Below are 21,862 nucleotides of genomic sequence, written 5' to 3'. Positions count from 1 at the left end.
TGCGGGAATGCGCAGGTGCGCGTTGAAGTCGCGCGCAGCGGCAAAAGCGCTGTGTCAAATCACGTCAAATCACATCCTGCTCAGGTCGTTACGGTCACACGCGGGAAGTTTTTACGGCATCTTTGCGAACCGCCTTGTTTTGGACATGACCCTTCCTTCCTGTCCGCCGCACAAATTCAGTTCATCTTGCGGAGACAGACCCAATGCGACTTTCGACACTCACCCTCGCCACGCTCGCGCTGCTGGCGCCGATCGCCACCGCCAACGCGGCGCCTCAGGTTCAGGCCGGAGTCCTGCAATGCCAGGGCGGGCAGAATGTCGGCTTCGTCGTCGGCTCCGTCACCCAGCTCGAATGCGTGTTCCAGAGCGCCAACGCCCGCCGGCCCGAGCCCTACATTGCGACCGTCAAGCGGATCGGCCTCGACCTCGGTGTCACCGCGCAGACCCAGCTCGCCTGGGCGGTCAGCGCGCCGACCACGCAGCTCCCGCGCGGTGCGCTCGCCGGCAGCTACGGCGGCGTCGGCATCAACGCGTCGGTCGGCCTTGGCGCCGGTGGTAACTTCCTGTTCGGCGGCCCGAACAATGCCTATGCGCTGCAGCCGATGAGCGTGCAGGGCCAGACCGGCCTCAACGTCGCGGCCGGCATCGCCGGCATCGACCTCGAGCCGGTTCGCGTCGGAGGTCCGCGCCGGCACTATCACCGCCATCATCACCACCACTAAGCCGACAGGCTTTGAATCAAGGAGGCTCGCGAAAGCGGGCCTCTTTTTTTGTCCGGTGACCGCGGCGTGGGTCGCTGGGATACGTCGTGCCAGCCACATCCCGCAATAATCGGAAGGCGAACGGCCCAAATCTGGCACGGCGTGCGATGTTATGGCATAGCAAGCCGGGCGCCTGGGGTGCGGCGTCCGTTCCGCTCTCAGCTCGCATCATGCCTTTCAGCCGGAGATCCCTCAAATGCGTCGCTTCATCCTCCTCGCCGGTGCTGCCATCGCCACGCTGGCGGCCTCGATCGCTGGCGCCAATGCGCAGCAGCCGATCCAGCGCGTGCAGGTCGGCGTCCTCGAATGCCGCGGCGGCGCAAGCGTTGGTTTCATCGTCGGGTCCGTGACCAATCTTGGTTGCGTGCTGCGCATCGACGGCATGCCGGAAGACCGCTACGTCGCGACCATTCGCAAAGTGGGCCTCGACCTCGGCATCACGCAGGAATCCGCGCTGGCCTGGGGCGTGTGGGCGCCGGTGGCGCGGCTTGGGCAAGGCGACCTGACCGGTGATTATGCCGGCGCGCAGGGCAGCGCGACGCTCGGCGTCGGCGTCGGCGGCAACGTGCTGGTTGGCGGCTCGAACAACACGATCGCGCTGCAGCCGCTGAGCGTGCAGGGCCAGGTCGGCATCAACATCGCCGCCGGGCTGGAGAGCCTCGAGCTGCGTCCGGGGCGCTGATGCGTTCCGATAGCTTGCGCATTGCGCAAGCTATGACCTCTCCCGTGAAGAGCGGGAGGGATTCTACGCCTCGCGCGCGACACCGCACCGCAGCGATTTTTCCGGCTTGCCAAAACCTCCGGACGGGCGGAGCATTGGAGGTCGCCGACCCAATCATGGGCCGAGCTCCAACGCGAGGAGGCGGCAATGGGACAAGACGTCAGAAGTCCCCGAGGTCCACGGTGCATTGCACTAGTGGGCCCTTTCCAAAGCGGTAAAACCACACTTCTGGAAGCGATCATGGCGCGCACGGGCGCCATCAAGAGTGCCGGCAGCGTCGATGCCGGAACCTCCATCGGCGATGCCAGCCCCGAGGCGCGCCAGCACAAGATGGGCGTCGGCCTGACCGCCGCCACCACCCATTTCATGGGAGATAGCTATACCTTTATCGATTGTCCCGGCTCGGTTGAGTTTGCGCACGACATGCGCGCCGCGCTGCCGGCGGTCGATGCCGCGGTCGTGGTCTGCGAGGCCGATGAAAAGAAGCTGCCGCAGCTGCAGATCATCCTGCGCGAGCTCGAGGAGCTCGGCATTCCCCGTTTCCTGTTCCTGAACAAGATCGATCGCGCCAACAAGCGCATCCGCGAGACGCTCGCGACCTTGCAGCCGGCTTCGCGCGTGCCGCTGGTACTGCGCCAGATCCCGATCTGGAACGGCGATCTGATCGAAGGTTTCGTCGATCTCGCGCTGGAGCGCGCCTTCGTCTATCGCGAACACAAGCCGTCGGAGGTCATGGCCCTCGAAGGCGGCGATCTCGACCGCGAGAAGGAAGCGCGCTTCTCGATGCTGGAGAAGCTCGCCGACCACGACGATGCGCTGATGGAGCAATTGCTGGAGGATATCCAGCCGCCGCGCGACGCGGTGTTCGACGATCTCGCCCGCGAGCTGCGCGAGGGCCTGATCTGCCCAGTGCTGCTTGGAGCTGCGAGCCGCGAGAACGGCGTGCTGCGGCTGATGAAGGCGCTGCGCCACGAAGCGCCCGGCGTTGCCGAAACTGCCAAACGCCTCGGCGTGTCCGGGACCAAGGATGCGCTGGCCTATGTGTTCAAGACCCTGCATCTGCAACACGGCGGCAAGCTGTCGCTGGCGCGCGTGCTCGCGGGCCGCCTCGACGACGGCGCGACGCTGCAATCCTCGACCGGCGAGAGCGGACGTGTCTCCGGCATCCTGGCGGTGAGCGTCGGACATGACAGCAAGCGACCGTCGGCGGAAGCCGGCGAGGCCGTCGCGCTCGGCAAGCTCGACGCGATCAAGACCGGCGACACGCTGTCGAGCGGCAAGACCGCGCCGACGTCACTGGTGACGGTCGAGCCGGTTGCGCCGGTGCTGTCGATCTCGATCGCAGCGACCGACCGCAAGGACGACGTCAAGCTCGGCCAGGCGCTGTTGCGGCTGAACGAGGAGGATGCCTCGCTGTCGATGGTGCAGAACCCGCAGACGCACGACACCGTACTGTGGGGGCAGGGCGAGATGCATCTGCGGGTGGCGCAGGAGCGGTTGAAGGATCGCTTCGGCATCAGCGTCAAATCGCATCCGCCGGTGATCGGCTATCAGGAGACGATCCGGAAAGCCGTCACCCAGCGCGGCCGGCACAAGAAGCAGTCCGGCGGCCACGGCCAGTTCGGCGACGTCGTGCTCGAGGTCAAGCCGAAGCCGCGCGGGACCGGCTTTGAATTCCACGAGAAGGTGGTCGGCGGCGCGGTGCCGCGCAACTATATCGGTGCGGTCGAAGAGGGCGTCGTCGATGCGATGGCGCGCGGACCACTCGGCTTCCCCGTCATCGACGTCGACGTCACGCTGATGGACGGTTCCTATCACAGCGTCGATTCCTCCGATCTCGCGTTCCGCACCGCCGCGCGGGCCGGCGTCAACGAGGCGCTGCCGCAGTGCCAGCCGGTGCTGCTGGAGCCGATCCACCTGGTCGAGATCGTCTGTCCGACGGAGGCGACCGCCAAGATCAATGCGATCCTGTCGGCGCGCCGCGGCCAGATCCTCGGCTTCGATACCCGGGAGGGCTGGAGCGGCTGGGACTGCGTCCGCGCCACCATGCCGGAAGCCGAGATCGGCGACCTCATCGTCGAGCTGCGCTCGGCCACCGCCGGCGCCGGCAGCTTCACCCGCCAGTTCGACCGTATGGCCGAAGTGACGGGCCGCGCCGCCGACCAGATCATCGCCGCGCATCGCGACGCGGCGTGATGCAGGCTTGCGATCACGCCCCGATGGGGCGTGATCGTTGGCAAGATCGCCGGGCGAAGCTAGCTTGCATCCCATGATGGGGCTGCAAGACCAGCATGCTTGAATCCCGCCGCAACCTGGCGCTGGCCTGCGCGCTGAGCGCACTGGCCGGCTATGTCGACGGCATCGGCTATCTGCATTTGGGCGGTCTGTTCGTCTCCTTCATGAGCGGCAACTCGACGCGGCTTGGCGTGACGCTCGCCGAGGCGCATTGGGCGCATGCCCTGGAGGCGTTGGGGCTGATCGCCCTGTTTGTCGCCGGCGCTGCGGCCGGCAGCCTGATCGTGCTCAGCCGCGCGGCGCATCGCCAGCCCCTGGTCCTGCTCGCCGAGGCGTTGCTGCTCGCGGCCGCGGCGCTGAGCGCCGCGTTCGGCCTGCCGAATATCGCGGTCGCGGCGATCGTGCTGGCGATGGGGCTGGAGAACGCGGTGTTCCAGATCGACGGCGGCGCCGGGCTCGGCCTGACCTACATGACTGGGGCGCTGGTGAAGGTCGGTCAGCTGACGGCCGCCGTGCTGACCGGTGGCGCCCGCTGGGCCTTGATACCCAACCTGCTGCTGTGGGCGGCGCTCGTGGCGGGCGCGCTGCTTGGCGCGCTCGCCTACCACTGGATCAACCTCGCCGCGGTCTGGTTTGCCGCCGGCACGGCACTCGGGCTTGCCGCGCTGCTTGCCGCAACCGCGAAGCGGACGGATTGACAGCGCGGGTGCCATGGCCGATGTCACGGCAATGACAACCACGACCAAAGCCCGTGCCGCATGTCTGATCGGTTGGCCGGCGGCGCATTCCCGCTCGCCGCTGATCCATCATTACTGGCTGCGCACGCTCGGCATCGAGGGCGGGTACCTGATCGAGGCGGTGCCGCCTGGCGATTTCAAGGATTTCGTGCTGCGGCTGTCGCTGCGCGGCTTCGTTGGAGCCAATGTCACGATGCCGCACAAGGAGCAGGCGCTGGCGCTGTCGACGCCGGATGAGCGCGCCCGCGCCGTCGGCGCCGCCAATACGCTGTGGTTTGCCGACGGTGAATTGCGTTCGACCAACACCGACGTCGAAGGCTTCATCAACAATCTCGACGCCTGCGCGCCCGGCTGGGACAAGTCCGATGACGCGCTGGTACTCGGCGCCGGCGGCGCGGCGCATGCGGTGGTGTTCGGCCTGATCGAGCGCGGCATCGCGCGCGTGCACCTGGTCAACCGCACCATCGATCGCGCCCGCGCGCTCGCCGATCAGTTCGGCGCGCGCGTTCTTCCCGCGACGTGGGAGGCGGTGCACGACCTGATGCCGCGCGCGGGCCTGCTGGTGAACACCACCTCGCTCGGCATGCACGGCCAGCCCGCGCTCGACATCGATGTCGGCCTGTTGCCGCCGAATGCTGTTGTTTCCGATCTTGTCTATGTGCCGCTGGTGACGCCGTTGCTCGCGGCCGCGCAGGCACGCGGGCTGAAGACCGCCGACGGGCTCGGCATGCTCCTGCACCAGGCGGTGCGCGGCTTTGAATTGTGGTTCGGGCAGCGCCCGCAGGTCACGCCAGAACTGCGTGCGCTGGTCGAAGCCGATCTCACAAAGACTTGAGACATGGAATAGCGCTGCAAGGGTGGGGTCAGTGCTACATCAGCCTGCGCCCCCTCCCGGAGATTACGCCATGCCGTCCCGCCGTACCCAATTCGTTCGTCCCCTCATTGCGCTTGCGATGGTGACGGCGTCGACGCTCTACGCCATCGCGCAGCAACCGCCCACACCGACGCGGGTTCGCGGAACCGTCGAAGGCGTTGATGGCGATACGCTCGAGGTGAAGTCGCGCAGCGGCGAAGAGGTCAAGCTGCACATGACGGGCAACATCCTGGTGCTCGGCCTCACCAAGATCGGCCTGTCGGAAATCAAGGTCGGGTCCTTCATCGGGACCACCACGGTGCCCGGCCCCGACGGTGTGCCGCAGGCGGTCGAGGTGCATGTGTTCCCCGAAAACATGCGTGGCACCGGCGAGGGCTCGCGGCCATATGATCTTAAGCCCAACAGCAGCATGACCAACGCCACCGTGGCCGAATCCGTCGTCGGCAATGACGGTCACACGTTGTTGATCAAGTACAAGGACGGTGAGAAGAAGGTGGTGGTGCCGTCAGAAACGCCCGTCGTGACCTATGTTCCCGGCGACAAGTCGGACCTGAAGGCCGGCGCCAAGATCATCGCCTTCATGAAGAAACTGCCGGATGGCTCGCTCGAGACCGATCGCGTCAGCGTCGGCCGCGACGGGCTCACCCCGCCGATGTGAGGCGTCTTACCCTCTCCCCTTGTGGGAGAGGGTCGCTTCGCGCAGCGAAGCGGGGTGAGGGGTTTGCGTCCGCGGATAGAGACCCCTCATCCGGCGCGGACTGCGTCCGCGCCACCTTCTCCCACAAGGGGAGAAGGTAAGGAGCCCGGAATACCGCCAACAATCCGGTGTTCCTGATTCCGCGAGCCAACCCACTGAGAGGGACACCCATGCCGAAATCACTTTTATTCGCCGCGCTGTTCGCAATTGCCTTTGCCTCCGTCGCGTCCGCGCAACAACCGCAGACCGTCCGCATCCGCGGCACCATCGAAGCCGTCGACGGCTCCCTGCTGTCGATCAAGTCGCGCGACGGCGCCGACATGAAGGTGCGCATGACCGACAATGTCGCGGTGTTCGGCGTTGCCAAGACCGAGTTGTCGGAGATCAAGCCGGGCTCCTATATCGGCGTCACCGCGATGCCCGAGCCTGACGGAACCCAGAAGGCAATCGCGGTTCACATTTTCCCGGAGAACCAGCGCGGCGCGGCGGAAGGCTTCCGTCCCTGGGATCTGCGCGCCAACTCGACGATGACCAATGCCACCGTTGCCGAGACGGTGAAGGGCGCCGACGGCCAGAACATCCTGGTCAAATACAAGGAAGGTGAGAAGAAGGTCGTGGTGCCGCCGGAGACCCCGGTCGTCACCTTCGTGGCCGGCGACAAGTCCGAGTTGAAGCCGGGCGCCAAGGTCATCATCTTCGGCGCGGTGAAGAAGGACGACGGCACGCTCGAAGCCAACCGCGTCAATGTCGGCCGCGACGGGATTACACCGCCGATGTGAGGCTTAGACTAGCGAATCTCTATCCACGCGTCGTCCCGGCGAAAGCAGGGACCCAACCACCGATGATTGTTGTTCAGAAAAGCTGTGGCCACAGCTGTGCCAAATCTCGCGCAGCTGTGGCTATGGGTCCCGGCTTTTCGCCGGGACGACGGCTGAAATGAGCGGCCTGTGAATCACACCGCCAGCACGTGATCGTCGATCTCGGCGATGGTGTTGACGCCGCACAGGCCCATCGTGGTGATGAGCTCCTTCGCCAGGATGTCGAGTGCTTTCGCGACGCCTTCTTGCCCGCCGGCGCCGAGGCCGTAGGCATAGGCGCGGCCGATCATGCAGGATTTGCCGCCGAGCGCGAGCGCGCGCATCACGTCCATGCCGGTGCGGATGCCGCCGTCGAACATGATCTCGATCTGCGAGCCAACAGCGTCGACGATCTCGGGCAGCACCTCGATCGACGATGGTGCGCCATCAAGCTGGCGGCCGCCATGGTTGGAGACCACGATCGCCTGCGCGCCGGTCTTGGCGGCGAGCTCGGCGTCCTCGACGTCGAGAATGCCCTTCAGGATCAGCTTGCCCGGCCAGATCGAGCGGATCCAGTCGATGTCCTTCCAGTTCAGCGAGGTATCGAACTGCGATGCGGTCCACTCCGACAGTTTGGTCAGGTCCTCGGTGCCGTTGACGTGGCCGACGATGTTGCCGAAGCTGCGGCGCTTGCCGCGCATAACGCCGGCGACCCATGACGGCTTGCTCGCGAAGTCGAGCAGTTTCGACAGCGACCATTCCGGCGGCACGCTCATGCCGTTCTTGATGTCCTGGTGGCGCTGGCCGATCACCTGCAGGTCGACGGTCAAGACCAGCGCCGAGCACTTCGCCGCGATCGCGCGCTCGATCAGCGACTTGATGAAGCCGCGGTCCTTCATGACATAGAGCTGGAACCAGAACGGCTTGTCGACGGCTTCAGCGATGTCCTCGATCGAGCAGATCGACATCGTGCTCTGGGTGAAGGGAATGCCGGCCGCCTGCGCGGCGCGGCAGGCGTAGATCTCGCCGTCACCATGCTGCATGCCGAGCAGGCCGACCGGGGCCAGGATCAGCGGCATCGCGGAGGGCTCACCGAGGATCGTGGTCGACAGATTGCGCTTGGAGACGTCGACCAGGATGCGCTGCCGGAACTTGATCTGCTGAAGGTCGTCGGAATTGGCGCGCAGCGTGTCCTCGGTGTAGGAGCCGCGGTCCGCATAATCGAAAAACGCCTTCGGCACCCGGCGCTTGTGCAACTGGCGCAAATCCTCGATGCAGGTGATGTGCTTCATGGACGCTCCCGGCCCTTTTTGTTTGTCGCGAGTCTTGTTTGTCGCAAGTCTTGTTGGCGTAAGGTTCTGTCGTCATCTAGCATGGTTGGACGGCCTGCCAAATCGCCTGGTGGAACCGACAGGAGAGTGCGATGCCTCGCTCAGGGTCCAAACCAAAAGCCGACGAGGGCGCTGAAAAGCGCCGGCTCGATGATGCGCTGGAGGAGGGGCTGGAGGAGACATTTCCGGGTTCCGACCCCGTCAGCGTCACCCAGCCGGCGCCCTCGACGGGTGACCGCCCCGTCAAGCACAACGGTAAAGACTAGGTCCGAATTATCGCTCCCGGGATCCCGTTGGAGGAGATAATTCTCTATTTTTCAATGCCTTAACGTCGGACCTAGCGGTTCGATGATGGTAATGATTCATCATATTTTTTGAAGTCATTTTAGCGCCTGAGGGTCTATAAGGCCGATGCACGCTAAACTGGTGGGCGTTCGGGGCTTTCTCGCATGGTGGGTCGGGAAGCCCGTGCTGGGGGATACATGAGCCGCAAATATTTCGGGACCGACGGGATTCGGGGCCGCGCCAACGGGCTGATCACGCCGGAGCTCGCGCTCAAGGTGGGGCAGGCTGCAGGCCTGGTGTTTCAGCGCGGTGACCATCGTCATCGCGTCGTAATCGGCAAGGACACGCGGCTGTCCGGCTACATGATCGAATACGCCATGGTCGCGGGCTTCACTTCGGTCGGCATGGACGTGCTGCTGCTCGGCCCGATGCCGACGCCGGCGGTCGCGATGCTGACCAAGTCGATGCGCGCCGATCTCGGCGTCATGATTTCGGCGTCGCACAATCTGTTCGAGGACAACGGCATCAAGCTGTTCGGCCCGCAGGGCTTCAAGCTCTCCGACGACGTCGAGAAGCAGATCGAGCTGTTGCTCGATGAATCGCTCGACCGCCGGCTGGCGCAGAGCGCGAGCCTCGGCCGCGCCCGCCGCATCGATGGCGTCCACGACCGTTACATCGAATTTGCCAAACGCACGCTGCCGCGGGACCTCTCACTCGACGGCTTGCGCGTGGTCGTCGATTGCGCCAATGGCGCTGCCTACAAGGTGGTTCCGGAAGCGCTGTGGGAGCTCGGCGCCGACGTGATACCGATCGGCGTGGAGCCCGACGGCTTCAACATCAACAAGGAATGCGGCTCGACCTCGCCGGAGGCGCTGTCCAGGAAGGTGCGCGAGATGCGCGCCGACATCGGCATTGCGCTCGATGGCGACGCCGACCGTGTCATCCTGGTCGACGAGCGCGGCCACGTCGTCGACGGCGACCAGCTGCTCGCGGTGATCGCGCAGAGCTGGAAGGAAGACGGCCGGCTCTCCAAGCCCGGCATCGTCGCCACCGTGATGTCCAACCTCGGGCTGGAGCGCTTCCTGCACGGCCATGGCCTGCAGTTGATCCGCACCCCGGTCGGCGACCGCTACGTGCTCGAGCAGATGCTGAGCGGCGGCTACAATCTCGGCGGTGAACAGTCGGGCCACATCATCCTGTCCGACTATGCCACCACCGGCGACGGCTTCGTTGCGGCGCTCCAGGTGCTCGCCGTGGTGCAAAAGCTGCGACGCCCGGTCTCCGAAGTCTGCCGGCGCTTTGATCCGCTGCCGCAAATCCTGAAGAACGTGCGCTATCGCAGCGGCAAGCCGCTCGACGACGCCGAGGTCAAGTCCGCGATCACCGACGGCGAGAAGCGTCTCAACGGCCACGGCCGCCTGCTGATCCGCGCGTCGGGTACCGAGCCGGTGATCCGCGTGATGGGCGAGGGCGACGACCGCATCCTGGTCGAGGACGTCGTCGACACCATCGTCCACGCGCTCGGACAGGCCGCGGCTTAAGGCCCACGGCCTCATATTCTCGCCAGAAATGACGGTGGCGGACTTGAGTACACCGCTTTATCCACGTCATTGCGAGCGTTAGCGAAGCAATCCATCGCGCCACAAGCGGAGGCATGGATTGCCTCGTCGCTATCGCTCCTCGCAATGACGGACGGATGGAGCCGATTCCAAGAGGCCGGCCATCGAGCGCATCGCTGCTATCGGCTATTGCAACTGGTCGCAGCCGCCTCCGCGTCGTACGAGACGGAGGTATTTTCGCGAATCCGTTTCGGAATGCTGCAGTGAACAAACCCGTCGTGAGTGAAGAGGCTCTGGGCGAGCCGGTGCTGGTGCCCGAGTTGACGCCTGCGCTGGCCGCGAAGGCGGCAGCCGCGGGGCCAGCCTATATCGTGCTTGCCGGCATCAGCTTCTCGCATTTCCTCAACGACACCATGCAGTCGTTGATCGCCTCGATCTATCCGATCCTGAAAGACAATTATGCGCTCGACTTCGCGCAGATCGGCATGATCACGCTGGCGTTCCAGTTCACGGCGTCACTGCTGCAACCGGTGATCGGGCACTTCACCGACAAGAAGGCGCAGCCGTTCTCGCTGTCGATCGGCATGGGCTTCACCTTCTTCGGCCTGCTGCTGCTCAGCGCCGCGCACGCCTACGGGATCATCCTGATCGCCGCCGCGCTGGTCGGTCTCGGATCTGCCGTGTTCCATCCGGAGTCGGCGCGGATCGCGCGGCTGGCCTCGGGCGGCCGTTACGGCTTTGCGCAATCGGTATTCCAGCTCGGCGGCAGCTTCGGCACCTCGATGGGGCCGGTGCTCGCGGCGTTGATCGTGGTGCCGTTCGGCCAGCCCTCGATCGCCTGGTTCTCTTCGATCGCGTTCCTCGCCATCGTGATCCTGTGGCGCATCGGCGTCTGGTACAAGCCGCAGGTCGCGGGCAAGAAGGCCGCGGTGATCGAGCTGCATCCCGATCATCCGGACCAGCGGCGCGTGATGATCGCGCTCGGCGTGCTGGTCGCGCTGCTGTTCTCCAAGCAGCTCTACGTCTCGAGCCTGTCGAGCTACTACATCTTCTATCTGATCGACAAGTTCGGCGTCTCGACGCAACGAGCGCAGTTCTACCTCTTCATCTTCCTGGCCGCGAACGCGGTCGGCACCTTCTTCGGCGGGCCGCTAGGCGACCGCTTCGGCCGCAAATATGTGATCTGGTTCTCGATCCTCGGCGCGCTGCCGTTCACGCTCGCGCTGCCCTATGCCGGCCTGTTCGGAAGCGCCGTGCTGTCGGTGGTGATCGGCCTGATCATCTCGTCGGCGACATCGGCGATCATCGTGTTCGCGCAAGAATTGATGCCGCATCGCTTCGGCATGATCTCCGGCGTGTTCTTCGGCGTCGCCTTCGGCATCGGCGGTCTCGGCGCAGCCGTGCTCGGCAAGCTCGCCGACCACACCTCGATCGCCTTCGTCTATGATCTCTGCGCGTTCCTGCCGGCGATCGGCCTGCTCGCGGTGTTCCTGCCGAAGATGCCGAAAGCGATGCGCTGAACGGTTCTTCTCTGCGGAAGCGCACAACCGCGCGCGCACTAAGCATTCGCTAACAGACGCGGCTCTGTGCGCCGCAACAGCGCGTGTTCCTCAACGCATCGTTAGCACTTGTGGCAGTTTCGCCATTTTTCGCGCCGCCGCTTTCCGCATATTGATGGACCCATAAGCCGCACCCGCAAAAAAGAGTGAGAGAAAATCAACCTTAAGAATTAGGGTTAAGTGCCGCTTAAACATTTCCTGAGATCGTCCGGTTGAGTTTCAGACGTGGGGCTTTTCGTATCGCCTCACTTGGCCCAAAAGGACGAAGCCAATGCGTAGCGTTAAGTCTCTGATTGCCGCAGGCGCGGCAACCCTGCTGTCCTCGGCGGCGTTCGCTGCCGACATGCCCATCATGCCGCCACCCCAGATGGCGTACGCGCCCCCGCCGGTCCAGGACTTCGGCGGCTGGTATCTGCGCGGCGACATCGGCGTGACCAATTCTAGCGCCAAGCTGCACGATAATCTTTTCGACACCTTGCCGGCCGGCTCGACGCTGACGCATGACGGTCACGGTTTCACTGGCGGCCAGTCCTACGGTCTCGGCGTCGGTTATCAGTTCAACAGCTGGTTCCGCGCTGACATCACCGGTGAGTATCGCTCGCGTGTCAGCTTCAGCGGCACCGATGTCTCCACGTTCCCCGGTGGCAGCAGTCTCTCCGACGTCTACCAGGGCGGCTATACGAGCTGGGTCGGACTGGCCAACGTCTATGCGGATCTCGGCACCTGGTGGTGCCTGACGCCCTTCGTCGGTGTCGGCGTCGGCGCCGCGCATATTCAGACCACCGGTCTTCAAGACTCCGGTGTCGCGTTTGCTCCCGGCGTAGGTAGCTTCGGCTCCTCTTCATATTTCGCCAACGGCGCTTCGACGACCAACTTTGCCTGGGCCGCGCATGCCGGCGTCGCCTACAAGGTGAACCAGAACTTCACCGTCGAACTGGCATATCGCTACCTCAACATGGGAACTGCCGTTCACGGCAACGGCCAGTCCTTCGATGGTTCGAATGCCGGCCCGTCGTCCTTCCAGTACCGCGATCTGATCTCGCAGGACGTGCGGCTTGGCGTCCGCTTTGCTCTCCCCTGCTGCGACGTGCCGCCTCCGCCGCCGCCCCTGCTGATCCGCAAGGGTTAATATCCAGCCTTCAAAGGTTAACGATCGGAAGCGGCGCGGGATCATCCCGCGCCGTTTTGCTTTTGCGGCGCGCGCGATTTGCAACGTGAGCATGTCGAAAGTGGTGCGCGACAACGATTGGTTAAGGTTAACGGGCGATGATCATCGCGCAATCGGTGTGGTCGATGGAGCGTTGCAATGCGTAGGTTTTTGCTGGCGGCGATGATGTTCGGGGCGGTGACCGGCGCGCACGCGGCCGACATGCCTGATTTTCTTCGCGGCAGTCTCCCGGCTTCCAGCACACCAACCAGAAACTGGGACGGCTGGTACGCCGGCGGCCAGGTCAGCCAATCATGGATCAATACCGACTTCGGAAGCAGCGTTGTGTCCCTGACCAATTCCATATTTCGCAACACCACGCTGCAAGATGCGACGTCCCAGTTGAATGTGCTGGGTCGGGTCAATGGGCACAGCTCCGGCTTCGGAGCGTTTGTCGGACGCAACTATCAATATGATGATGTCGTGGTGGGCGTCGAAGCAAACTATAACTATTGGTCGGGTCTGGGCGGATCGACCTCCGCAAGTTTGGGTCCAATTCAAGTCGCCGAGCCGACCCTGGTCTTGCCGGTGGGTGCCACTGCCGCCGACGGTGTGTCGTTGAACGGAAACGCCACGCTGCAGGTCAGGGATGAGATGACCTTCCGCGGTCGAGCAGGTTGGGCAACCGGCAACTTCCTGCCCTACATCTTCGGTGGTCTTGCGGTCGGTCGCATGGACGTCGCGCGTACGGTGTCGAGTTCTGTGACCAGAACGATCAACTTTGCTGACGGAACTTCGACCAGCTTTGTGTTGCCGCAGTTTACGCAAACCGTCACTGACGGGAGAACCAGCAATTTCGTCGCCGGCTGGACCGCCGGTCTGGGCCTGGAATACATGTTGTGGGGCAATGTTTTCGTGCGCGGCGAATGGGAGTACGTCAAGTTCATGTCGGTCAAGAACACGTCGGTCACGCAAAACACCGTACACGCCGGCATCGGCTACAAGTTCTGATCCGCGACGCGGCATCGGCTTGACAGCCAATAGCAGCGCTGGTCCTCTGCCGCTCCAGGGTCGGGAGCGCAATCAATGAAGATCTACGGCGACACCAATTCGGGCAACTGCCTGAAAGTGAAGTGGGTGTGCGACAAGCTGGCGCTGCCATACCATTGGGTCGAGATCGACACCATGAAGGGCAGCAGCCGGACGCCTGAATTCCTCAAGCTCAACGGCTGGGGGCAGGTGCCGACGGTGGAGCTGGACGACGGCCGCACGCTCGCCCAGTCCAACGCCATCATTCGCTATCTCGCGCGCGGCAGCGATCTGATCCCGGGCGATGCGTATCGCGAAGCGCAAATGAACGCGTGGATGTTCTGGGAACAGAACACCCACGAGCCCTATGTGGCGGTCTGCCGCTTCCACATCGTCTATCTCGGCAAGACCACGGCCGAGCTCGATCCGAACCTGGTGAAGCGCGGCTACGCGGCGCTCGATCACCTGGAGCGGCAACTCGGTGGTGCGCGCTTCCTGGTCGGCGAGGCGGTCTCGCTCGCCGACGTCTCGCTGCTTGCCTATACCCGCGTCGCGCATGAGGGCGGATTTGACCTCGAGCGCTATCCCATGGTGCGCCGCTGGATCGGCGACGCCGAAGGCGTGCTCGGCCTGCCGCCGGCTCGCTGAATTTTGCGAGAGAGCGACATGACCGCAGCTTCATCCATCGTCATTCGCCGCGCGCGCCGCGACGACGTCGCCGCGATTATTGGCATGCTGGCGGATGATCCGCTCGGCCGCGGGCGCGAGCGGATCGAGCATCCGTTGCCGCAGCCTTACTACCAGGCCTTCGAGCGGGTCGAGCGCGATCCCAACCTGCAGCTCGTCGTCGCCGTCGACGGCGACGGGGCCGTCGTCGGCTGCCTGCAGCTTGCCATCCTGCCGGGCCTGAGCTCGCAGGGCGCTTCGCGCGGATTGCTCGAGGATGTTCGCGTCGCAAGCCATTGCCGCAGCCGCGGCATCGGGGAGAGGCTGGTGCAGTGGGCGGTGGCGGAGGCGCGCGCGAAAGGCTGCGTGCTGGTCGAGTTGCTGACGCATCACACCCGCGTCGATGCGCAGCGCTTTTATGAACGGCTCGGATTCGCACGCAGCCATGTCGGCATGACGATTCGCTTCTGAGATACGCGCGAGTTGTATGCGCAGCGCACCCATGCCTGCGGTGGTTCTCGCTCTCCTATTCAGTTAAGGAGCAATAAACTAAGCCGATCTCCGTGATTTTACGGGGAGGAATGACTGCGCTATGTCGACGTCTCCCATGGGGCGCGGCGGCAGCTTGGGGATTTCCAATGCCAGATTATTCGATCGTGCGGGTCGGCAACGAGTACATCGTGCAGGCCGGCGAAAAGAGCATTTTGAAAGTATCGAGTCGGCGCCGGGCCGCGAAGCTCGTGACCGAGGCGGCGGAGCTGTTGGATCAGGAGACCGCAACGCGGCTCGAGGACGCTCCATCAATCAGCTGTGATTCCGATATCTTGCCCGATACGTCTGAACTTCCTTGACGTTTTGGGGGCTTTCCACTACTTCCGGCGGCGGGATACCTCTCCCCACCGAGAGGCAGCTATCTGGAAGGATAGATTATGACTGCAGCGAAGCCCGCTTTGCGGCCTCATGTGCCGCATTTCTCCTCCGGCCCCTGTGCCAAGCGCCCCGGCTGGAACCCCGAAAATCTCAAGGACGCAACCCTCGGCCGCTCGCATCGCGCGAAGGTCGGCAAGGCCAAGCTCAAGCTCGCGATCGAACTGACGCGTGAAGTGCTTGAAGTGCCTGCCGACTACAAGATCGGCATCGTGCCGGCGTCGGATACCGGCGCGGTCGAGATGGCACTGTGGTCGCTGCTCGGTGCGCGGCCCGTCACCACTATCGCCTGGGAATCGTTTGGCGAGGGTTGGGTCAGCGACATCGTCAAGGAATTGAAGCTCAAGGACGTCACCAAGCTCAACGCGGCCTATGGTGAAATCCCCGATCTCTCCAAGGTCGATCAGAACTCCGACGTCGTCTTCACCTGGAACGGCACCACGTCAGGCGTGCGCGTTCCGAACGCCGACTGGATCAGCGCGACCCGCGAGGGCCTGACGATCTGCGACGCGACCTCGGCAGCCTTCGCGCAGCCGCTCGACTTTGCAAAGCTCGACGTCGTCACCTTCTCCTGGCAGAAGGCACTCGGCGGCGAGGCGGCGCACGGCATGCTGATCCTCTCGCCGCGCGCAGTCGAACGGCTCGAGAACTACAAGCCGGCCTGGCCGCTGCCGAAGATCTTCCGCCTGACCAAGGGCGGCAAGCTCAACCAGGGCATCTTCGAAGGCGAGACCATCAACACGCCGTCGATGCTCTGCGTGGAGGACTATCTCGACGCGCTGAACTGGGCGAAGTCGATCGGTGGCCTGAAGGCGCTGATCGCGCGCGCCGATGCCAATACCAAGGCGATCGCCGACTGGAAAGCGAAGACGCCATGGATCGATTTCCTGGCCAAGGACGCAGCGATCCGCTCCAACACCTCGGTGTGCCTGAAGTTCACCGATCCCGCGATCACCTCGCTCTCATCGGACGCGCAGGCCGACTTCTGCAAGAGGCTGGTCGCGCTGGTCGAGAAGGAGAACGCCGGTTTCGACTTCGCGTATTACCGCGATGCGCCGGCGGGCCTGCGGATCTGGTGCGGCGCCACTGTTGAAGCAAAGGACGTCGAGCTGCTGACGCAGTGGATCGACTGGGCCTTTGCCGAAGCCAAGGGCGCGTTGGCCAAGGCCGCGTAATTTTCTTGTCACCTCTCCCCGTTCTCACGGGGAGAGGTCGGATCGCTCCCGGCGATGCGCAGCATCGTCCGGTGAGATCCGGGTGAGGGGCCTCTCTCGGCTTGTTCCTCGCCTGTGGCTGCCCCTCACCCCAACCCTCTCCCCGTAAGAACTGGGAGAGGAAGACGTGATCAGAGACTTCATCACATCGGTCCAAGAGGCCCGCCCGCTGCAGGGCGAAGGAGCCATTCACATGTCGAAACCCAAAGTTCTCATTTCCGACGCGCTGTCTCCCGCGGCCGTGCAGATATTCAAGGATCGTGGCATCGAGGTCGACTTCCAGCCGAACCTCGGCAAGGACAAGGAAAAGCTCGCCGAGATCATCGGCAATTATGATGGCCTCGCGATCCGCTCGGCCACCAAGGCGACGGCAAAAATCCTCGAGAAGGCGACCAGGCTGAAGGTGATCGGCCGCGCCGGCATCGGCGTCGACAATGTCGAGATTCCGGCGGCGACCGCCAAGGGCATCATCGTGATGAACACGCCGTTCGGCAATTCGATCACGACCGCCGAGCATGCCATCACGCTGATGCTGGCGCTGGCGCGCGAGATTCCGCAGGCCGACGCCTCGACCCAGGCCGGCAAGTGGGAGAAGAACCGCTTCATGGGCGTCGAGATCACCGCGAAGACTCTTGGTGTCATCGGCTGCGGCAATATCGGCTCGATCGTCGCCGACCGCGCGCTCGGCCTGCGCATGAAGGTGATCGCGTTCGATCCGTTCTTGTCGCCGGAGCGCGCCAAGGACATCGGCGTCGAGAAGGTCGAGCTCGACGACCTGCTCAAGCGCGCCGATTTCATCACGCTGCACACGCCGCTGACCGACAAGACCAGAAACGTGATCGACGCGGCCGCGATCGTCAAGATGAAGAAGGGCGTTCGCATCATCAACTGCGCGCGCGGCGGCCTGGTCGACGAGCAGGCGCTGGTCGATGCGCTGAATTCCAAGCACGTCGCGGGCGCTGCCTTCGACGTTTTCGTCGAGGAGCCGGCCACCACGAACGTGCTGTTCGGTCATCCAAACGTGATCTGCACCCCGCATCTCGGCGCCTCCACCACGGAAGCGCAGGAGAACGTCGCGCTGCAGGTCGCCGAGCAGATGTCGGACTATTTGCTGACCGGCGCGATTTCGAACGCGGTCAACTTCCCCTCGATCACGGCCGAAGAAGCGCCGAAGCTGAAGCCATTCATCGAGCTCGCCGAGAAGCTCGGCTCGTTCGCCGGCCAGCTCACCGAGAGCGGCATCGTCAAGATAGAGATCACCTATGAAGGCCACGTCGCCGAGATGAAGATCAAGGCGATCACGTCGGCCGTGCTGTCCGGGCTGCTGCGCCCGATGCTCGGCGAGGTCAACGTGGTCTCGGCGCCGGTGGTGGCAAAAGAGCGCGGCATGGTGGTGGACGAGATCGTCCGCGCCGCGCAGAGCGACTATGAAAGCCTGATCACGGTGACTGTCACCACCGAACGGCAGGAACGCTCGGTGTCCGGCACCGTCTACGCCGACGGCAAGCCGCGCCTGGTCGACATCAAGGGCATCCGTGTCGACGCCGAGTTCGGCAAGTCGATGATCTATGTGACCAACGAGGACAAACCGGGTTTCATCGGCGCCTTCGCAAGCCTGTTGGGCGACGCCAAGCTCAACATCGCGACCTTCCATCTCGGCCGCGTCAAGCAGGGCGGCGACGCCATCGCGCTGGTCGAGGTCGACGGCGCGGTGCCGGCCGAACTGCTTGCCAAGGTTCAGGCGCTGCCGCAGGTCAAGCAGGCCAAGGCGCTGACGTTTTAAGTTATCGATATTCCGATCTGCGGAACATGGTGCCGTCTCCGATCCTGGAGGCGGCGTTTGTGTTTGCGCGGCCTCTGGTATTCCTGTCGCATCAGCCAAAATATGTGTACGAACGGGCTAGGACGGGCCACAATGGCGGCCATCTCAGAGGGAGAAAACAATGCGTGAAGCCGTAATCGTTTCCTATGCGCGCACCGGCCTGGCGAAGTCCGGCCGTGGCGGATTCAACATCACCCCGCCGATGTCGCTGGCGGCGCACGCCATCAAGCACGCCGTCGAGCGCTCCGGCGTCGACAAGGACTATGTCGAGGACAGCTACCTCGGCAATTGCGCCCACGGCGCGCCGAACATCGGCCGCCAGGCGGCGCTGCTCGCCGGCCTGCCGACGTCGACTGCCGGCGTTTCGGTGAATCGCTTCTGCTCGTCGGGCCTGCAGACCATCGCGATGGCTGCGAACTCGATCCGCTCCGATGGCTCGGATTGTATCGTGGCCGGCGGCGTCGAGAGCATCTCGATTCCCGGCGGCGGCACGCCGAAGGAATCGATCGATCCGGACCTGCTGAAGACCGCGCCCGACATCTTCATGGCGATGATCGACACCGCCGACATCGTCGCCGAACGCTACAAGCTCAGCCGCGAATATCAGGATGAGTTTTCGCTGGAGTCGCAGCGCCGGATGGCGGCAGCCCAGCAGGCCAACAAGTTCAAGGACGAAATCGTCCCGATGAAGACCAGGATGAAGGTGGTCGACAAGGCGACCAAGGCCGAGTCGATCGTCAACTACGTCGTCGACAAGGACGAATGCAACCGTCCCGAGACCACGCTGGAAGGTCTCGCCAAGCTCGAGCCGGTCAAAGGCCCGGGCAAGTACGTCACGGCCGGCAATGCCAGCCAGCTGTCCGACGGTGCTGCCGCAGTGGTGCTGATGGAAGCCAAGGATGCCGAGAAGCGCGGCCTCAACCCGCTCGGCCGCTTCGTCGCCTGGGCCTCCGCCGGCTGCGAGCCCGACGAGATGGGCATCGGCCCGATCTATGCCGTGCCGAAGCTCCTGAAGCGTCACGGCCTGAAGATCGAGGACATCGATCTCTGGGAGCTCAACGAAGCCTTTGCCAGCCAGTGCCTCTATTCGCGCGACAAGCTCGGCATCGATCCCGAGAAGTACAATGTCAACGGCGGCTCGATCGCGATCGGCCATCCCTTCGGCATGACCGGCGCCCGGCTCACCGGCCATCTGCTGCAGGAAGGCCGTCGCCGCAAGGCCAAGTGGGGCGTCGTGACAATGTGCATCGGCGGCGGCCAGGGCGGCGCAGGCCTGTTCGAGATCTATAGCTGAGCTTTACGCGGTACTAAGATCAACGGCCCGGCGATCGACGCCGGGCCGTTTTTCATTCCAAGCACGGGTTGCGAGTTTATGCCGTCGGCGAGATCTCGCCAAATTCGAGCGATGCGACCAATTCGAGCGTCTGTCGCAGATCGGCCGCCTGTTTCGCGCCGAAAGCCGTCTCGAACCGGTCCTGGGCCAGCTGCCAGGCAGCCTGCGAATCCGCGAGCTTGGCTTCGCCGCGTTTGGTCAGTCGCACCAACTTGCTGCGCCGGTCATTCCTGTCGGCAGTGACGGTCACAAGACCGTCGCGCAGAAGCGGCTTGAGGTTGTGGTTGAGCGCCGTGCGGTCGAGCACCAGCGCGGCAGCAAGCTCGCCCATAGTCGGCGATCCGCCGGACCTTGCGACATTGACCAGAACCGCGCGTTGCGTTGCGCGCAGCCCTGAGGACGCAAGGATCGCGTCGTAGAGCTGGGACACGTTCCGGGCGGCCTTGCGCAACGCCGTAACATTGCACCGGGCCCTTTGCGCCATCGTTTTTACCATCGCCGCCTCCAGACTGTGCTTGACAATTACATGTATATGCACCTATTTGCAATAGATGCATATGCACATACTGTGGAGGGCATGATGTCTGGGGCGGAAGCCGAAACGATCGACCCGCCTGCCGGCATCGCAGCGCGACCGCGCACGGCGAAAGCTTCCCCGAAACAGGTTCTCGCGATCGTATCGGTGGGCATCTGCCTCGCCAATCTCGACCTGTTTATCGTCAATGTCGGCCTGCCAAACATCGCGCAGGATTTTCGCAATGCCTCGCTCGAGGATCTGTCCTGGATCCTCAATGGCTATGCGATCGCCTATGCTGCGTTGCTGGTGTTCTTCGGTCGGCTCGCCGAGCGCCACAGCCGCAATCTGAGCTTCCTGCTGGGCGTCGCGCTGTTTACGGTCGCCTCGGCAGCCTGTGCGCTGGCCAGGAATGTCGAATTCCTGGTCATCTTTCGTATCGTCCAGGCCGCCGGCGCGGCCTTGATGACCCCGACGTCGCTCGGTCTGCTGCTGGCGTCCTTTCCGCCCGAGCAGCGCTCCAGCGCAGTCCGCACCTGGACAGCCATCGGCGGGCTCGCCGCGGCGCTGGGGCCGCTGGTCGGCGGCGTACTGGTGACGTTCGATTGGCGCTGGATCTTCATCGTCAACGTGCCGATCGGGATCATCGCGCTTGTGATCGGTTGGCTGAAATTGCCCGAGGTGCCGGGCCATGACGTGCCGCGCCCGAGTCCGTGGGCGGCGCTGCTGGTGACGTGCGGCATCGGCGCGCTGATTCTTGCGATCGTGAAGGCGAACGACTGGGGATGGAGTTCACCCGGCATTATCACTGCCCTTGCGGTCGCAGCGGTCTGCCTCGCCGCCTTTATCTGGCACTGCCTCACATCGCGAAATCCCTTCGTCGATCCCGCGCTGTTCAAGGTCCGGCCGTTCACTGGGGCGTCGCTGGTGATGGCGCCGTACTCGGCCGCCTTCGGCGCGATGCTGTTTTCCGTCGCGTTGTGGGAGCAGACCGTGTGGGGCTGGTCGGCGTTGAAGGCCGGCCTTGCGATCGCACCGGGTCCGCTGCTGGTGCCATTCACTTCACTATTGTTCGCCGGCCGGCTGATTGCACGGTTTGGCGCCGCGACCGCGGTCACCGCCGGCATCGGGTTCTTCGCGTCCGGCTTCGTCGTCTGGGCAACCCTGCTGGGGGCGGAGACCAACGCGCCGGTCGTCGTCGCCGGTGTCATGCTGATGGGCGTCGGCGTCGGATTGACCTTTCCGACATTGATGGGCGTGAGCGCCGGGTCCTTGCCGCCATCCTCGTTCGCAACCGGCTCCGGCGTCATCAACATGATCCGGCAGGCGGCGTTGGCGGTCGGCGTCGCGATCTTCGTCGCAATCCTTCCGGCGTCGGCCGCGATCACCGACAGGATCGCGGCATTTCATCACGGCTGGTGGATCATGCTCGCCTTCACCGTTGCCGGCCTGGTGCCGAACTATCTCTTCATCCGGCGCAAGTCGGCTCGCTGATCACTGAAGTCATCGCTGCGCCACGCCGCGGCCGTGACCGCGCCATTGTGGCGCCGCGCAGAAACCTCAATCGAACCAGTTGCTTGCTTGCTGCGTCTCACCGCGAGGAGGGGGCGTCTTGAGCCGGCGTACCCCCAATGTCTCGCGCGATGCGGCGCTT

General features: G+C 64.1%; 21 protein-coding genes. 19 read left to right on the top strand and 2 right to left on the bottom strand.

Going from position 1 to position 21,862, the window contains the following annotated elements:
* The first annotated feature begins 203 nt into the window (after positions 1-203).
* The 7 genes from UP10_RS26530 (at position 204) to UP10_RS26500 (ending at position 6,804) form a co-directional block, all read left to right on the top strand.
* Positions 204-722 (top strand): DUF992 domain-containing protein, encoded by a 519-nt coding sequence (locus UP10_RS26530; protein WP_044590188.1) that lies wholly within the window; start codon positions 204-206, stop codon positions 720-722.
* Positions 723-957: 235 nt separating this feature from the next.
* Positions 958-1,443: a DUF992 domain-containing protein gene (locus UP10_RS26525; RefSeq protein ID WP_044590187.1), complete on the top strand. Its 486-nt coding sequence runs from the start codon at positions 958-960 to the stop codon at positions 1,441-1,443.
* Positions 1,444-1,629: 186 nt separating this feature from the next.
* On the top strand, positions 1,630-3,678 hold the full coding sequence (locus tag UP10_RS26520) for an elongation factor G (RefSeq protein WP_044590186.1): 2,049 nt from the start codon (positions 1,630-1,632) through the stop codon (positions 3,676-3,678).
* 95 nt (positions 3,679-3,773) lie between these two features.
* Positions 3,774-4,415, top strand: coding sequence for a YoaK family protein (locus UP10_RS26515; RefSeq protein WP_044590185.1), 642 nt, complete (start codon positions 3,774-3,776; stop codon positions 4,413-4,415).
* A 31-nt stretch (positions 4,416-4,446) separates the two neighbouring features.
* Positions 4,447-5,289, top strand: a complete 843-nt coding sequence (locus UP10_RS26510; RefSeq protein WP_044590312.1) for a shikimate dehydrogenase — start codon at positions 4,447-4,449, stop codon at positions 5,287-5,289.
* A gap of 118 nt (positions 5,290-5,407) precedes the next feature.
* Positions 5,408-5,986, top strand: coding sequence for a hypothetical protein (locus tag UP10_RS26505; RefSeq protein WP_502692260.1), 579 nt, complete (start codon positions 5,408-5,410; stop codon positions 5,984-5,986).
* Positions 5,987-6,195: 209 nt separating this feature from the next.
* A complete protein-coding gene (locus UP10_RS26500; protein WP_044590183.1) occupies positions 6,196-6,804 on the top strand; it encodes a single stranded DNA-binding domain-containing protein in 609 nt (202 codons plus the stop codon).
* A 173-nt stretch (positions 6,805-6,977) separates the two neighbouring features.
* Here UP10_RS26500 and UP10_RS26495 read toward each other — a convergent pair whose 3' ends face one another.
* The gene (locus tag UP10_RS26495; protein ID WP_044590182.1) at positions 6,978-8,114 is read right to left on the bottom strand and encodes an alpha-hydroxy acid oxidase; all 1,137 of its coding nucleotides are present in this window, start codon (positions 8,112-8,114) and stop codon (positions 6,978-6,980) included.
* 131 nt (positions 8,115-8,245) lie between these two features.
* On the opposite strand from UP10_RS26495, the gene UP10_RS45410 reads away from it, so the two are divergent.
* The 11 genes from UP10_RS45410 to UP10_RS26445 all read left to right on the top strand — a co-directional run bounded on the left by UP10_RS45410 (position 8,246) and on the right by UP10_RS26445 (position 19,655).
* Positions 8,246-8,419 (top strand): hypothetical protein, encoded by a 174-nt coding sequence (locus UP10_RS45410; RefSeq protein WP_197086900.1) that lies wholly within the window; start codon positions 8,246-8,248, stop codon positions 8,417-8,419.
* 216 nt (positions 8,420-8,635) lie between these two features.
* Positions 8,636-9,979: a phosphoglucosamine mutase gene (gene glmM / locus UP10_RS26490; RefSeq protein ID WP_044539378.1), complete on the top strand. Its 1,344-nt coding sequence runs from the start codon at positions 8,636-8,638 to the stop codon at positions 9,977-9,979.
* 281 nt (positions 9,980-10,260) lie between these two features.
* A complete protein-coding gene (locus UP10_RS26485; protein WP_044590181.1) occupies positions 10,261-11,517 on the top strand; it encodes an MFS transporter in 1,257 nt (418 codons plus the stop codon).
* A 310-nt stretch (positions 11,518-11,827) separates the two neighbouring features.
* Entirely contained in the window at positions 11,828-12,685 is an 858-nt protein-coding gene (locus UP10_RS26480; protein WP_044590180.1) for an outer membrane protein, read from the top strand.
* A 177-nt stretch (positions 12,686-12,862) separates the two neighbouring features.
* Positions 12,863-13,714, top strand: coding sequence for an outer membrane protein (locus UP10_RS26475; RefSeq protein WP_044590179.1), 852 nt, complete (start codon positions 12,863-12,865; stop codon positions 13,712-13,714).
* 75 nt (positions 13,715-13,789) lie between these two features.
* The gene (locus UP10_RS45405) at positions 13,790-14,380 is read left to right on the top strand and encodes a glutathione S-transferase family protein (protein WP_044590178.1); all 591 of its coding nucleotides are present in this window, start codon (positions 13,790-13,792) and stop codon (positions 14,378-14,380) included.
* 18 nt (positions 14,381-14,398) lie between these two features.
* Positions 14,399-14,869: a GNAT family N-acetyltransferase gene (locus UP10_RS45400; RefSeq protein WP_044590177.1), complete on the top strand. Its 471-nt coding sequence runs from the start codon at positions 14,399-14,401 to the stop codon at positions 14,867-14,869.
* Between the two features lie 167 nt (positions 14,870-15,036).
* Positions 15,037-15,249 (top strand): hypothetical protein, encoded by a 213-nt coding sequence (locus UP10_RS26460; RefSeq protein WP_044590176.1) that lies wholly within the window; start codon positions 15,037-15,039, stop codon positions 15,247-15,249.
* A 78-nt stretch (positions 15,250-15,327) separates the two neighbouring features.
* Positions 15,328-16,500, top strand: coding sequence for a phosphoserine transaminase (locus UP10_RS26455; protein WP_044590175.1), 1,173 nt, complete (start codon positions 15,328-15,330; stop codon positions 16,498-16,500).
* A 232-nt stretch (positions 16,501-16,732) separates the two neighbouring features.
* Complete coding sequence (gene serA, locus UP10_RS26450; protein WP_044590174.1) at positions 16,733-18,322, top strand: phosphoglycerate dehydrogenase; 1,590 nt, start codon at positions 16,733-16,735, stop codon at positions 18,320-18,322.
* A 160-nt stretch (positions 18,323-18,482) separates the two neighbouring features.
* Positions 18,483-19,655, top strand: a complete 1,173-nt coding sequence (locus UP10_RS26445; protein ID WP_044590173.1) for a thiolase family protein — start codon at positions 18,483-18,485, stop codon at positions 19,653-19,655.
* 76 nt (positions 19,656-19,731) lie between these two features.
* Here the strand turns inward: UP10_RS26445 and UP10_RS26440 are convergent, their stop codons facing one another.
* On the bottom strand, positions 19,732-20,178 hold the full coding sequence (locus UP10_RS26440; protein ID WP_197086903.1) for a MarR family winged helix-turn-helix transcriptional regulator: 447 nt from the start codon (positions 20,176-20,178) through the stop codon (positions 19,732-19,734).
* A gap of 96 nt (positions 20,179-20,274) precedes the next feature.
* On the opposite strand from UP10_RS26440, the gene UP10_RS26435 reads away from it, so the two are divergent.
* Positions 20,275-21,702 carry an MFS transporter gene (locus UP10_RS26435; protein WP_044590311.1) on the top strand — a complete coding sequence of 476 codons (1,428 nt, stop codon included), beginning with the start codon at positions 20,275-20,277 and terminating at the stop codon, positions 21,700-21,702.
* Positions 21,703-21,862 lie beyond the last annotated feature (160 nt).

Source organism: Bradyrhizobium sp. LTSPM299 (assembly GCF_000938235.1).
Classification (GTDB): Bacteria; Pseudomonadota; Alphaproteobacteria; order Rhizobiales; family Xanthobacteraceae; genus Bradyrhizobium.
The sequence above is the reverse complement of the archived record's forward strand: the minus strand, read 5'-3'. Positions and strand labels throughout refer to the sequence as shown.